At 62.5% G+C, this 13,224-nt stretch carries 13 protein-coding genes; 2 read left to right on the forward strand and 11 right to left on the reverse strand.

The window, feature by feature from the left end; translation table 11 throughout:
* Positions 1 to 68 precede the first annotated feature (68 nt).
* On the forward strand, positions 69 to 932 hold the full coding sequence (gene rapZ, locus ACQ4WQ_RS13265) for an RNase adapter RapZ (protein ID WP_139092210.1): 864 nt from the start codon (positions 69 to 71) through the stop codon (positions 930 to 932).
* On the opposite strand, the gene ACQ4WQ_RS13270 is transcribed toward rapZ, so the two are convergent.
* The 8 genes from ACQ4WQ_RS13270 to ACQ4WQ_RS13305 form a co-directional block, all read right to left on the reverse strand.
* Entirely contained in the window at positions 933 to 2,018 is a 1,086-nt protein-coding gene (locus ACQ4WQ_RS13270; RefSeq protein WP_436497670.1) for an enoyl-CoA hydratase/isomerase family protein, read from the reverse strand.
* Positions 2,019 to 2,275: 257 nt separating this feature from the next.
* Complete coding sequence (gene hpf, locus ACQ4WQ_RS13275) at positions 2,276 to 2,635, reverse strand: ribosome hibernation-promoting factor, HPF/YfiA family (RefSeq protein WP_436497672.1); 360 nt, start codon at positions 2,633 to 2,635, stop codon at positions 2,276 to 2,278.
* A 69-nt stretch (positions 2,636 to 2,704) separates the two neighbouring features.
* Positions 2,705 to 4,183: an RNA polymerase factor sigma-54 gene (locus ACQ4WQ_RS13280; RefSeq protein WP_436497674.1), complete on the reverse strand. Its 1,479-nt coding sequence runs from the start codon at positions 4,181 to 4,183 to the stop codon at positions 2,705 to 2,707.
* A 4-nt stretch (positions 4,184 to 4,187) separates the two neighbouring features.
* Positions 4,188 to 4,943: an LPS export ABC transporter ATP-binding protein gene (gene lptB / locus ACQ4WQ_RS13285; protein WP_034753325.1), complete on the reverse strand. Its 756-nt coding sequence runs from the start codon at positions 4,941 to 4,943 to the stop codon at positions 4,188 to 4,190.
* Positions 4,943 to 5,524: a lipopolysaccharide transport periplasmic protein LptA gene (gene lptA / locus ACQ4WQ_RS13290; protein WP_326456770.1), complete on the reverse strand. Its 582-nt coding sequence runs from the start codon at positions 5,522 to 5,524 to the stop codon at positions 4,943 to 4,945. Before lptA ends, lptB begins: the two co-directional genes overlap by 1 nt.
* A 25-nt stretch (positions 5,525 to 5,549) precedes the next feature.
* On the reverse strand, positions 5,550 to 6,161 hold the full coding sequence (gene lptC, locus ACQ4WQ_RS13295; RefSeq protein WP_436497676.1) for an LPS export ABC transporter periplasmic protein LptC: 612 nt from the start codon (positions 6,159 to 6,161) through the stop codon (positions 5,550 to 5,552).
* Positions 6,162 to 6,203: 42 nt separating this feature from the next.
* Positions 6,204 to 6,737 (reverse strand): KdsC family phosphatase, encoded by a 534-nt coding sequence (locus ACQ4WQ_RS13300; RefSeq protein WP_436497678.1) that lies wholly within the window; start codon positions 6,735 to 6,737, stop codon positions 6,204 to 6,206.
* Positions 6,737 to 7,771: a KpsF/GutQ family sugar-phosphate isomerase gene (locus tag ACQ4WQ_RS13305; protein ID WP_034753654.1), complete on the reverse strand. Its 1,035-nt coding sequence runs from the start codon at positions 7,769 to 7,771 to the stop codon at positions 6,737 to 6,739. Before ACQ4WQ_RS13305 ends, ACQ4WQ_RS13300 begins: the two co-directional genes overlap by 1 nt.
* Before the next feature lie 84 nt (positions 7,772 to 7,855).
* Between ACQ4WQ_RS13305 and ACQ4WQ_RS13310 the strand changes: the two genes are divergently transcribed.
* Positions 7,856 to 9,835 (forward strand): cation:proton antiporter domain-containing protein, encoded by a 1,980-nt coding sequence (locus ACQ4WQ_RS13310; protein ID WP_436497681.1) that lies wholly within the window; start codon positions 7,856 to 7,858, stop codon positions 9,833 to 9,835.
* Here the strand turns inward: ACQ4WQ_RS13310 and ACQ4WQ_RS13315 are convergent, their stop codons facing one another.
* From ACQ4WQ_RS13315 to ACQ4WQ_RS13325, 3 genes are all read right to left on the reverse strand, one after another.
* Entirely contained in the window at positions 9,836 to 10,993 is a 1,158-nt protein-coding gene (locus ACQ4WQ_RS13315; RefSeq protein ID WP_436497683.1) for a GGDEF domain-containing protein, read from the reverse strand.
* 34 nt (positions 10,994 to 11,027) lie between these two features.
* Positions 11,028 to 11,879, reverse strand: coding sequence for an MOSC domain-containing protein (locus ACQ4WQ_RS13320; RefSeq protein WP_326456764.1), 852 nt, complete (start codon positions 11,877 to 11,879; stop codon positions 11,028 to 11,030).
* Positions 11,880 to 12,007: 128 nt separating this feature from the next.
* A complete protein-coding gene (locus ACQ4WQ_RS13325) occupies positions 12,008 to 13,102 on the reverse strand; it encodes a type II asparaginase (RefSeq protein WP_436497685.1) in 1,095 nt (364 codons plus the stop codon).
* Between the last annotated feature and the right edge of the window lie 122 nt (positions 13,103 to 13,224).

Consider the following 13,224-nt stretch of genomic DNA (forward strand, 5'->3'; position numbering starts at 1 on the left):
AATTGCAATAATTTGTAAAGATAATTGCCTCGGGAGCGCAGTGCCGGCCTTTATTGTATGATCGGGCTATGCATATCGTCCTTATCACCGGAATATCCGGCTCCGGTAAATCCGTCGCGCTCAATGTGCTGGAAGATACCGGCTACTATTGTGTCGACAACCTGCCACCGGCCTTGCTGCCGAGCCTGGTGCAAACCTTGCTTGACGAGGGCACGCCGCAGCTGGCCGTGGCCGTCGATGCACGCAGCGCCGAGTCGCTCGTCAGCTTGCCGCACAATGTCGCCCTGCTGCGCGACCAGGGACATGACGTCAAGGTCATGTTCCTGACAGCTACCACGCATTCGCTGGTGGCGCGCTTCTCGGAAACGCGCCGCAGCCATCCCCTGTCGCACGAATTGCGCCCGAACCAGAATCCGGCCAGCCGCCGCACCCTGATCGAGTGCATCTCGGAAGAACGCGAACGCCTGTCGGCCATCGAGCAGCTGGGCCATGTGATCGATACCTCGGAACTGAGCGCCAACAAACTGCGCGCCTGGATCAAGGATATCGTCGCCTCCGAACGTGCGCCGCTGACCCTGTTCTTCGAATCGTTCGCCTTCAAGCTGGGCGTGCCGCTCGATGCCGATTTCGTCTTCGACGTGCGGGCCTTGCCCAATCCCTATTACGACCTGGCGCTGCGCCCGCTCGACGGCCGCGACGCGCCCGTGATCGCCTTCCTCGACGCGCAGCCGAGCGCGCTGGAACTGCTGGCCGACATCCGCGCCTTCATCGAGAAATGGCTGCCGTCGTTCAAGTCCGACAACCGCAGCTACCTGACGGTGGCCCTGGGCTGCACGGGCGGCCAGCACCGCTCCGTGTACATGGCGGAGCGGCTGGCGCAATACTTCGGCCCCAACGAGCGGGTCGTGCTGCGCCACCGCGAGCGTTCTTAATCAGTCGAGGTGGCGCAGCGGATGGGCTTGCGCGGGCCACACGGGGGCGAAGAAGCGCGCCACCATGGCCGCGTCGACCTCGTCCAGGCTGGCAGGATTCCAGCGCGGCGCATTGTCCTTGTCGATCACCAGCGCGCGCACGCCTTCGAGCACTTCGCCATGTTCGAAATTGTGGCGCGCCACCGTGCGCTCCATGCGCAGGCAATCGGCCACGCCCAGATGGGCGCCCCGCTGCAGCAACGCCAGGGTCACGCACATCATCAAGGGCGAACGCAGGCGCATGGCCGCCAGGGCCTTCGCGGCGAACGCGCTGTCGTCCTGCGCCAGCGAGGCCATGATGGCCGCCACCGAACCTGCGCTGAAGTGGCGGTCCAGCGCCGCGCGCGCCGTGGCCAGGGGGGAAGCGCCCGCCTCGGCCTGGAACGGCGCCGCCAGCGCCTTGATGGCGACCGGCAAGGCCTCGCCCGGCGTGGACTCGAACAGGGCCTGCAGCGCCCCCATCTGCGCCTCGGGCAGATACACATCGGCCAGGCCCGTGTACAGGGCGTCGGCCGCATTGATCGTCAAGCCCGTCAAGCCCAGGTACAGGCCCAGCTGGCCGGCCAGGCGGGACAAAAAGTAACTGCCGCCCACGTCGGGGAACAGGCCGATATTGACTTCCGGCATGGCCATGCGCGTGCGGCCCGTGACGATGCGCAGGCGGTTGCCGGGCCCCGCTTGCGCCACGCCCATGCCGCCGCCCATCACCACGCCATCCATGACGGCGATATACGGTTTCGGATAAAAATGGATCAAATGATTTAAAGCGTATTCTTCCGTAAAGAAATCTTCCAGCAGGGCGCTGCCGCCCTGGGGCGTGGCCAGGCCCGCATCGTAAAAGAAACGGATGTCGCCGCCCGCGCACAGGGCTTTTTCGCTGCTGGAGCGGATCACGACGGCATCCACCTGAGGGTCGTCGCGCCAGGCCAGCAAGGCCGCGCTCAGGGCCCGCACCATCTCCAGGGACAGGGAATTCAATGCTTTCGGACGGTCGAGCACGATGTGGCCCGTGCGGTGGCGGATGGAGGTCTGGACGAAGTCGCTCATGGCAGGCAGGAAAGAAGTGAAAGTGCCAACATTTTAGCGCCTGCGCGGGGAACATTGCGTTCGACAGCTACGGGCGCAAAAAAGGGCGCAATGTGCGCCCTTAGTTGATCACAACCGGTTGAAAGTCGCAGGCCGTAGAACACGTGGAAAAACCGTAGCGAGCGGATGTGAGTTGTGGCTGAGAAGCGGAGCTGTGCATATGCACAGTGAGCATCGGAGGCCGCAAATCGCGACGCGCAGTAGGTTTTTGGGTGTTCTTAGGCGGCGGCGAATTCTTCTTCCGAGTTGTCTGGCAGATGTTTGATCGCCTCTTTACCGTGCCCTTGCACTTTGGTTTTGTATTTCATCACTTGCCTATCGAGCTTGTCGATCAGGGCATCGATCGCGGCATACAGGTCTTGCGCCAGGCTTTCCACATAGACGGTTTTGCCACTCAGACGCAGGTTGACTTCGGCCTTTTGACGTTTTTCTTTCTCTTTGAGGTTATCCACGGTCAGAATCACGGCGATATCGATGACTTGATCGAAATGACGTTTCACGCGCTCCAGCTTCGTTTGTACGTATTCACGGATGGCTGGTGTCACTTCGAGATGATGTCCGCTGATGGTGAGATTCATACACACTCCTAAAGATGATCGGGTTCGTGCGGTCCATCCTATCCGGCCCGCAGAGGAACCGAAAAAAACTTACAAACACTTACGCAGGCTCACTGGCGGAATTTTCAACGCTTCCCGGTATTTGGCAACAGTACGTCGCGCAATCACCATGCCTTGTTCCCCCAGCATGTCCGCAATCTTACTGTCGGATAAAGGATTTTTAGGGTCTTCTGCTCCTGTCAGTTGCACGATCAATGCCCGTATCGCCGTCGATGACGCTTCGCCCCCCGCTTCGGTGGCGACGTGGCTACCAAAGAAATATTTCAACTCGAACATGCCGTGCGGGGTCAGCATGTACTTTTGAGTTGTTACCCGCGAGATAGTACTCTCGTGTAAACCCAGTGTATCAGCTATTTCACGGAGCACAAGGGGGCGCATGGCAACGGCTCCATGCGAGAAAAAGTTCTTTTGTCTTTCTACTATCGCCTGCGCCACGCGCAGGATCGTGTCGAAGCGCTGGCGCATATTCTTGATCAGCCACTTGGCTTCCTGCAACTGTGCGCCCATGGCGCCCTCGCCCTTGCCCTGCTTGAGCAAGTTGGCGTACATGGCGTTGACGCGCAGGCGCGGCATGACGTCGTTGTTCAGGGTGACTTGCCAGCCATTGCGCGCGCGCTTGACGACGACGTCGGGCACCACGTAATCGGACACGTCCGAGGCGAACACGGCGCCCGGGTGCGGATTGCACTGGCGAATCACCGTCTGCGCCTCGCGCAAGTCTTCATCGTCGCAATCGAGGGCTTTTTTCAGCTTGTTGAAATCGCGCTGGGCAAACCAGGCCAGGTGCTTTTCCACGATGACGAGGGCCATGCGCCGCGTCACCATGGCGACGTGCGGCAAGCGCTTGATCTGCAGCGCCAGGCATTCGGACGCGTTGCGCGCACCCACGCCGGGCGGATCGAAACTTTGCAGCAGCGACAAGGCCGTGCGCATCTCGTCGGCGTCGATTTCCAGCTCTTCCGGCAGGCGCGCCAGGATGTCGTCGAGCGACTCTTCCAGGTAGCCATTGTCGTCGAGCGCGTCGATGATCAGCTCGACCAGCGCGCGGTCGCGCAACTCGAGCACCGTCACGCGCATCTGCTCCATCAGGTGTTCGCGCAGGGTGCAGTGATGGGCCTCCAATTGCGGACGGGAATCTTCGTCGTCGGGCGCCTTGCCCCGGCTCGCCTCGCTCCAGTCGCTGTCGCCGCCATCCGCGGCGGCCGGGCCTTCGCCCGCCTCGCCGTCAAACGTTTCCGCTTCGGCCGGCGCCGCGGGCGCCTCCTGGCCTGGCGGCTGGGGCGGCGCTTCGGCCGGCGCGGCCGTGGAACTCAGGGCGCCGTCGGACAGCAGGCGCAGCGAACGGTCGAGCGGGTCGTCGAGGCGCTCGAGCAGAGGGTTGTCCGTCAGCAACTGCTCGAGTTCCTGGTGCAGTTCCAGGGTCGACAATTGCAACAGGCGTATCGATTGCTGCAACTGCGGCGTCAGTGCCAGATGCTGCGAAGTGCGCAGCTGCAATGATTGTTTCATTGGCTCACATGCGGAAGTGTTCGCCCAGATAGACCCGGCGTACCGACTCGTTCGCGATGATGTCGTCGGGGCGTCCCGACGCCAGCACCGAGCCCTGGTTGATGATGTAGGCACGGTCGCAAATACCCAGCGTCTCGCGCACATTATGATCGGTGATCAGCACGCCGATATTGCGCTCCTTCAAGAAACGCACGATGCGCTGGATCTCGATCACGGCGATCGGATCGACGCCGGCGAACGGCTCGTCGAGCAGCACGAAACGGGGATCGGTGGCCAGCGCGCGGGCGATTTCCACGCGGCGGCGCTCGCCGCCAGACAGGGACAGGGCCTGGTTCTCGCGCAGCTTTTCGATCTGCAGGTCGGCCAGCAGTTTGTCCAGGCGTTCCTCGATCTCGGCCTTCTTCAGCGGGCGGCCTTCGACGGTCTGGATTTCCAGCACGGCGCGGATATTGTCTTCCACCGTCAGCTTGCGGAACACGGACGCTTCCTGCGGCAGATAGGACAGGCCCATCTGCGCGCGGCGGTGGATGGGCAGGCTGGAAATATCCACGCCGCTGATGTCGATGCTGCCGCCGTCCGACGGCACCAGGCCGACGATCATGTAGAACGAGGTGGTCTTGCCGGCGCCGTTCGGGCCCAGCAGTCCCACCACTTCGCCGCATTCGACTTGCAGCGAGACATCATGCACGACTTGCCGCTTGCCATAGGTTTTCTGCAGCCCGCGAACGATCAGGGTGCTGCCGCAACGAGTATTGTCCATTATTTCGTTCCTGGCGCAGGCGTGGCCGGCGCTTTCTCCGCCGCGGGCGCCTTGGTCTTCGGCTGGATCACCATGCGCACGCTGCCGCCGTCGGGGGTGCTGGTGCCGCTGTTGGAATTTTCCATCGCAAACACTTCCTTGCGGCTGTCATACGAGATGAAGGCGCCATTGGCCACGTCGGTCACTTTCGTGCCTTCCAGGCGCGTCAGCTTGGCCCTGGTAAACAGTTTCACCACTTCCGTCTTGTTGTCGTATTCCACGCGCTCCGCTTCGCCTTCGACCCACAGGTCGCCCGCGCCATCGCGCTTCTGGCGGAAGGTGGCCAGCTTGCCGGGATCGGCCCAGAAAGTAATGAACTGGTAGCCTTGCGGGTCTTCCGTGATCAGGGCCCGGCCCGCCTTCATGGTCAGGGTGCCTTTCACCAGCACGACATCGCCCGTCAGGGTACGAATCTGCTTGACGTCATCGACGTGGCCGCTGCGCGCCGTGATGACGGCTTCCTTCTCGGAATCGGCCTTCTCGGCATGCGCCACGCCCATGATGGCCAGAGAAAATACGCTCAACAGCAAGATGTTCTTCATAGTATGGTTTCCTTGTTTCATTCTGTCATTTTGCCGCCGCGGCCGGACGCGGTTTCGGCGGGAGGACCATGCGCAGCGCATTCTGCACTTCCACCACGCCGGTGGCGTTATTGGCCTTCATGCCGATGCCATTGATGCGCGAGGCGCCCGTCAGGATATCGACAGGCACGTCCGTTTCCATTCTTTCCTCGTCCGGGAACACCGTCAGCGCTTCCGTCTTCACCGTCAGGTTCTGCGCCTTCGGACTGGCCACGCGGTCGATGACGACCTTGCGGTGCAGTTGCAGCCGGGTGTTGTCCTGGTCGATATGCGCCAGTTCCGCATTCATGTTCAGCGGCGGCATGCCCGGCGTGAGCTTGCGCACGAAGGGCTGGTCGATATCGGACGAATCGTCGAGCGGATAATGCGTGAGCTTGGTGCCCGACACGATATAGCTGGGCTTACCCGTCAAGTCCATGCGCACCAGGCTGAAATTGGTGATGAAATAGTCGGGCTCATCCAGATGCTTGCTGGCGGTAATGTCCTGGGCATTCTTGTTCATCACTTCGAGCAGCCAGAAGCTGCCCAGTGCGACGACGACCGCGCCCAGCACGGTAAAAATCATGCGCCAGCGATGGGCGCCTCCTGGCTTACGCATAGGGCTTCACTCTTTCAAATGTCACTGGCGGCAAGGCGCGCCTCACTCCAGGAACGGCGCCATGACGCGCGCATAGTTGTCCTGGGCGCGCAGCAGGAATTCGCAGATCTCGCGCACCGCGCCGCGGCCGCCGCCGGCCTGCGTCACATGGTGCGCCAGGCCCAGCGCTTCCGGACGCCCGCCCGGCACGCTGACGGCAAAGCCCACGCGGCGCAGGATGGGCGCATCGATGACGTCGTCGCCGATGTAGCCGCACTGTTCTTCCGTCAAGCCCGTCAGCGCCAGCAGTTCGCGAAACGGCGTCAGCTTGTCGTGACCGCCCTGGTGCACATGGGTAATGCCCAGGTCTTGCGCGCGGCGCGCCGTGATGGCCGAGCGGCGCGCGCTGATGATGGCCGTCTGCACGCCCGATTCCTGCAGCAGCTTGATGCCCAGGCCATCATACACATTAAACGTTTTCATCATTTCGCCGTCCGGGCCGAAATGCAGGCTGCCGTCGGTGAGCACGCCGTCGACGTCAAAGATCATCAGTTTGACCTTGGCCGCGCGCGCCAGGTTGTCCGCTACGCTCTCCATCAGATCACCTTCGCTTGCGTCAGATCATGGATATGCAGCGCGCCCACCAGCTTGCCGTCGGCATCGACGACCAGCATCTGGTTGATGCGGAACTGTTCCATCACGGCCACGGCATCGACGGCCAGGCGTTCGGGCGCGATGCTGCGCGGCTGCGCATGCATGACGTCGCGGATCGCCACTTGCGTGAAATCCTGCACGCGCTCGAACATGCGGCGCAAATCGCCATCCGTAAACACGCCCACGGGGCGGTTGTCCGCATCGACGACGGCCGTCATGCCCATGCCCTTCTTCGTCATTTCTTCCAGCGCCTGCAGCAGCGAGGCTTCCACGGGCACCTTCGGCACCCGTTCGCCGCTGCGCATGACGTCATGCACGTGCGTGAGCAGGCGGCGGCCCAGGGCGCCGCCTGGGTGCGAGCGGGCGAAATCTTCTTCCTTGAAGCCGCGCAAGTCGAGCAAGGCCACGGCGATCGCGTCGCCCAGGGCCAGGGTGACGGTGGTGCTAGCCGTCGGCGCCAGATTCAGCGGACAGGCTTCTTTCTCAACAGAAATATCCAGATGCACGTCGGCCAGCTGGGCCAGGCTGGAGTTCGGCTTGCCCGTCATGGAAATGAGCACGCCGCCCATGCGCTTGACGACGGGCATGATGGCCATCAGTTCGGACGATTCGCCCGAATACGAGATGGCAATGAAAGCATCGTCCGAGGTGACCATGCCCAGGTCGCCATGGGCCGCTTCGGCCGGATGCACGAACAGGGCCGGCGTGCCGGTGGAAGCGAGGGTGGCGGCGATCTTGCGCGCGATGTGGCCCGACTTGCCGATGCCGGAGACGACGACACGCCCCTTACACTGCAGCAACAGCGCTACGGCGCGGCCCACGCTGTCGTCCGTGGCCAGGCGCGCGTGCAGCGCAACGATGGCGTCGGACTCGATCTGCAAGGTGGTGCGGGCCAGCGCGACGGCGCGCTCGGTCGTCGCTTGCATGTCAATTCGATCAAAAGCTTTCAGCATTGTTTTTTCATGGGTTACACTCATGCCCAAAGTATAAACGAATTAGGAAAGCAAAAAACTTGCCAGTCACAACAAACAACGATTTCCATTGACCGCACCGGGCAACCCATGTTTTCCTCGCTTGAACTGACCCTGATGTTACTCGGCAGCGCCGTGCTGGGCGTGGTCGCTTTCAGAATGTTGCATTTGCCGCCCATGCTGGGTTACCTGGCCGTCGGCATCGTCATCGGCCCCCATGCGCTGGGGCTGGCGGCGGAAAACGAAGCCAGCCACACCCTGGCCGAGTTCGGCGTCGTCTTCCTGATGTTTTCCATCGGGCTCGAATTTTCTCTGCCCAAGTTCCTCGCCATGCGGCGCATCGTCTTCGGCCTTGGCATGGCGCAGGTGGCCACCACCATCGTCGCCACCGTGGTCTTCGGCTGGTTCGTCGGGCGCTACCTGTCCGCCTATATCCACCTGAGCTGGCAAGCCGCGTTCGCCCTGGGCGGCGCGCTGGCCATGTCATCGACGGCCATCGTCTCGAAAATGCTCACGGAGCGGCTGGAACTGGAAAGCGAACACGGCCGCAAGATCATCGGCATTCTGCTGTTCCAGGACCTGGCCGTGGTGCCCCTGCTGATCCTCATTCCCGCCCTCACGCGCGATTCGGACAACCTGGCCGAAACCCTGGCCTGGGCCGGCGGCAAGGCCCTGGCCGTGCTGATCTTGCTCTTGTTCATAGGCCAGAAGATGGTGCGCGGCTGGCTGACCATCGTCGCCAAGCGCCGCTCGCAGGAATTGTTCATGCTCAACCTGCTGCTGATCACGCTGGGCGCGGCCTGGATCACGGAGCGGGCCGGGCTGTCGCTGGCCCTGGGCGCGTTTGTTGCCGGCATGCTCATTTCTGAGACGGAATTCAAGCATCAGGTGGAAGAGGATATCAAACCCTTCCGCGACGTGCTGCTGGGCCTGTTCTTCATCACCGTCGGCATGCTGCTCAATATCCGCGTGGTGCTCGATAACTGGTGGCTGGTCCTGCTGCTGCTGTGCGGCCCCGTGCTGCTGAAATTCGCCCTGATCGCGGGCCTGGCCCGGCTGTTCGGGTCCAGCAACGGCGTGGCCTTGCGCACGGGGCTGGGACTGGCGCAGGCGGGCGAATTCGGCTTCGTGCTGCTGAATCTGGCGGGCGGCATCAAGCTGATGGACCCGTTCGTCGTGCAGGTGGTGCTGGCCTCGATGGTGCTGTCGATGCTGGTGGCGCCCTTCCTCATCGCCAAGTCCGACGCCATCGTCATGAAACTGGCGGCCAACGACTGGATGATGCAATCTTTGGCGCTGACCAAGATCGCCACGCGCACGATGGCTTCGCAGAAACACGTGCTGATCGCCGGCTTCGGGCGCAGCGGGCAAAGCCTGGCCACCCTGCTGGCGGAGGAAAAGATCGAATACCACGCGCTGGACCTGGACCCGGAACGGGTGCAGGAAGCGCAGCTGGCCGGCGCCCACGTCTCGTATGGCGACGCGGGCCGGCGCGAAAGCCTGGTGGCGGCCGGTATCTACCGGGCCAGCGCCGTGGTGATCACCTATGCGAATACCCCGTCGGCACTGAAGTTATTGCATTTGCTCAAGGAAATGGCGCCGACCTTGCCCGTCATCGTGCGCAGCCACGACGATACCGATCTCGACCAGCTGAAGAAGGCGGGCGCGGCCGAGGTGGTGCCGGAATTGATGGAAGGCAGCCTGATGCTCGCTTCGCATGCGCTGATCATGATGGGCGTGCCCCTGCGCCGCGTGGTGCACCGGGTACAGGCGGCGCGCGAGGAGCGCTATGCGTCCCTGCGCGGCTATTTCCACGGCTCCAGCGATGCGGGCGACGATGCGGAACTGGAACGCCTGCATACGGTCACCGTCAGCGAAGACGCGCACTGCGTGGACCTGCCCTTGAGTGCGATCGACGTGGCCGGCTGCGGCGCGTTTGTGACGGCCATCCGCCGCGGCCGCGGCAGCCTCGATGTCACCCCCGAGACACAGCTGGCCAGCGGCGACGTGGTGGTGCTGCGCGGCACGGCCGACGCCGTGGCCAAGGCTGAAACCTTGCTATTAAAATAATCAGCCGGCGGGCGGCTGCCAGCTGACGACCTTGTTACGGCCATCGGCCTTGGCCTGGTACAAGGCCTGGTCGGCGTGCGCCACCAGCTGCTGCGCCACCGTTTCAATGGGCAGCAGCGCCGCGTCCGCTTCCAGGCTGGCCACGCCGATCGACACGCTGACCCACGCCTGCGCACTGCCCGGCAAGTCGAACATGGTGCCGGCGATGCTGGCGCGGATGCGTTCGGCCACGAAGGTCGCGCTGTCGAGGTCGGCATCGATCAGCAGCACGACGAATTCCTCGCCGCCGAAGCGGCCCAGCGCATCGGAGCGGCGCAATTCCGTGCGGATGCGCGTGGCCACTTCGCGCAGCACTTCATCGCCGCCCTGGTGGCCATGCGTGTCATTGAACAGCTTGAAATGGTCGATATCGATATACATGCATGAAATGCAATAATTCTGGCGCCGCGCGCGGGCGATCTCTTCCAGCAGCCGGCGGTCGATATAGCGGCGGTTGTAGACGCCCGTCAGGGAATCGGTCAAGCCGATGTATTTGAGCATTTCATTGCTGATCACGTTTTCCAGGCAAATGGCGATGATGGAGGCCATGTGCTTGATGAAATCCGTGCCCAGCGCGGGCGTAAAACGCGTCGCGTCGCTGCTGGCCAGGTTCAGGCTGCCAATCAGGCGCTTGTTGCGCAACAAGGGCACCAGCGCCACGCTGCGCAAAGCGTCGATCTGCGGAAAACGCGGACCATGCACGGCCGCGTCAAAGGCGCCGAGCAGCGGCAACGGCGGCAGGGCCGCTTCCCCCTCGGCCACGGGCTTTGGAGCGGCAAAACCCAGCTCCGCCACGGCATGCACGAACAGCAATTGCGGAAAAGCGCTGAAATCGACGCCCAGCTTTTCCATCACCAGCACGATATCGTCATCCTCGTCGAGCAGGCTCAAGGTGACGCCGTCGAGGTCGGAAATCACGGGCAAGGTACGGAAGATGGTGCCGATCAACTCGGGAAACGTGGACGCGCTGACGATTTCCAGGTCGAACGCCTGGTGGCGGCACATGATGTCGTGGTTGCGCTCGACCTGTTCCAGCAGGAAAGCCATGCGCGCGCGCAAGGCCTGGTTTTCGGCTTCGAGGCTGGCAATGCGCGGGTCCGGCGGTATTGCTTGATTCATAGAAACCTTAAACCCTTGTGTGCGGGCGCCATGCTTAAAATGCCAGTTCGAAACCGATGTCCTGCCCCACCACGATACGCTCATCGCCGCCTTCCGTGACGATGGCGTTCATGCCGAAGCAAATGGCGCCGTCGAGCTCGGGCTTGGCGCGATAGCCATGCATGACGTCGAGCGGGTCCGGTCCGGGCACGCCCGTGGCCTGGTCCACCGACGGAATCGGGCAGCGCGAACACGGCTTGACGGGTTTTAATATCGTCGCGCCCAATTGCAGGAAGTCGGCGTAGTCTTCCTCGAAGGCGCCGATATCGCCGATGACGAGGTTGGGGCGGAAACGGTTCATCGGCAGCGGTTCACGGCCGGCGGCGCGCAGCTTGTCATTGACATCGGCCAGCGAGGCACTGCCGGCGATCAGCACCGGGTAGCCATCGGCAAACATGGTCGAGGCAGCCACGCCATCGGTCCATTTGGTGCTGGTGGCGCGCACCACGTCCGGGTGAAAACGCGCGAGGCGGCACGGCACGCCGATGGCCTGACTGAACCAGGTGGCTGTGACCTCGTCGCAATCGTAGGCGCGCACGCTATCGTCCCACACCTGCACTTCCAGCATGGGCGAGTGTTGCGGATGCGGCAAGCCCAGCTCGATTTCCAGGCGCAGCATGCCCGGCGCGCGCAATTCCAGCGTGGTGGCCTTGATGCGCGGCACGATCAGCGCCATGCGCGGATGTTCGCGCTGGGTCAGGAAGCGGCCTTGCGGGTCGACCACCATCCATTCGCGGTCGAACACGTGCTCGCTCATCAGCCCTGAGCGCGTCAGGACCGCCTCGCGCAGATGGATGCCGGCGCACGATTTGATCGGATACAGGATGATGTCGGACAGGATAGCCATGGACAGGGGAGAAGGAACCGTGTTGTTCCTTCTGCCAGGAAATTATTCAGAAGCGAAGTATGGCAGCAAAGCGGGCAAGCGTAAATCAGCCAGGCCCAGCCGATGAGGCTGGCCTGGCGCGGCAAGGATCAATACGTGTAGAAAATACGCTGGATTTCTTGCGTGCTGTTGGTTTTGGTCAAGGCCAGCATCAGCAGGATGCGGGCTTTTTGCGGGTTCAGGGTGTCGGACACGACACTATCGAGTTCATCGTCGTTGGCTTCGCCATTGCGCGCCACGATGCCCTGGCCCACGCGGCTCGAACGCACGATCAGCACGCCCTTCTGGCGCGCTTCCACCAGAGCCGGCTTCATTTGCGCAGCCACGCTGCCATCGCCCACGCCCGCGTGGATGATGCCCTTGGCGCCGGCGGCAATGAAGGCGTCCATGCCGACACGGTTCATATTGGCGTAGCCGTAGACGATGTCCACTTGCGGCAGAGCGTCGAGCTTGCTGATGTCAAATTCCGATTCCAGCGTGTGCTTGCGCGTCGACTGGCGATAGAAGAAAGGCTTGCTGCCCTGAATGTAGCCGAGCATGCCCAGTTCCGGCGACTTGAAGGTGTCGGTCGTCGAGGTGTTCGTCTTGGTCACTTCGCGCGCGGCGTTGATCTGGTCATTCAAAGCCACCAGCACGCCCTTGCCCACGGCTTCCTTGCTACCGGCCAGCAACACGGCGTTGTACAGGTTGATGGGGCCGTCAGCCGAGATGGCCGTCGATGGACGCATGGCGCCCACCACGACGACCGGCTTGTGGCTTTTCACCGTCAGGTTCAGGAAATACGCCGTTTCCTCGATGGTGTCCGTGCCGTGCGTGACGACCACGCCATCGACATCGTTCGAGGCCAGCAGCACGTTGATGCGCTTGGCCAGGGTCAGCCAGTGGCTATTGCCCATGCTTTCGCTGGCGATCTGGAACACTTGCTCGCCTTTCACATTCGCCACTTTTTTCAGTTCCGGCACGGCCGCGATCAGGCGCTCGACGCCCACGGTGGCCGAGGTATAGCCGACGGTGGTGGTGCTGTCGGCGCCGCTGCCGGCGATGGTGCCGCCCGTGGCCAGGATCACCACATTCGGCAATTTGACGGCCGTCTGCTGCGCGCGTGCGGGGGACGCGGCAACAAAGCCCATCAGCAAGGTAGCCAGCATCAGCTGTGCACAAGAATGGAATTTGCGTGAAAACATGGTGCTCCTGTTCGGTGATGTGTCAAAGATAACAAAGTGGTGTGCAAATTATATGTCATCAGTGCTACAAAAAAGCCCCGATTGACGCGTTCTGCGCAAACGTGCGCGCCTTCCCATGCGCT

Origin of the sequence: Janthinobacterium goodfellowi, assembly GCF_051380695.1 — a bacterium.
In the GTDB taxonomy this organism is placed as follows: domain Bacteria; phylum Pseudomonadota; class Gammaproteobacteria; order Burkholderiales; family Burkholderiaceae_D; genus Janthinobacterium.